The organism is Rhizobacter sp. P2_H2 (assembly GCF_056403375.1).
The window spans coordinates 1-532 of the sequence record NZ_JBFUFP010001842.1; the positions used below are offsets into that span (position 1 = coordinate 1).

Consider the following 532-nt stretch of genomic DNA (forward strand, 5'->3'; position numbering starts at 1 on the left):
GACCACGATCGGGTCTGTCTGCGTGATCGCTCGCTGCCGGACGACATCTGGACCGATGCCGCAGGTCAGCCTGCCGAATCGAGGCTCGCGCTGGTGAACGCCGGATAGGACGCCGGCTTGTAGTTGTTGAGGTTGCCGAGGAAATTGTCGTCACGCAGCGGGATGCTGGCCGAGCCGTAGTCGAAGGCATCCAGCTTCGCGCGCATCTGGGCGTTGCTCAGGCCGTCGCCCCAGAGCACCTGCCAGCTGACGATGTTGGGCGTGACGAACCGGCCGTAGCCGTTCTCGGCGACCTCGCCCGACTTGGCGAAGCGCATCGCGTGCGTCAGCGCACCATCCTTGTGGTAGACGATCTTCAGGTGGCCGTCCTGCTGGTCCAGCGTGCCGATCTCCTGGTTGTAGAGCTTGCCGTGCGCGCTGTAGCCGCCGTGGGTGACCACGCCGTTCTTCGTCCAGACGGCAGCGTGCTCCCAGTCATGCCGGTGGCCGCCGCCCAGCGCGCTGATCTGGTCCTTCAGGAAGTACAGCGCGT

At 65.6% G+C, this 532-nt stretch carries 1 protein-coding gene; it reads right to left on the reverse strand.

Features of this window, described 5'->3' with window-relative positions; genetic code table 11:
• Positions 1-65: 65 nt before the first annotated feature.
• Positions 66-532 (reverse strand): NPP1 family protein (locus AC1D15_RS36535; RefSeq protein WP_477829938.1); only part of this gene is annotated, 467 nt, incomplete at its 5' end.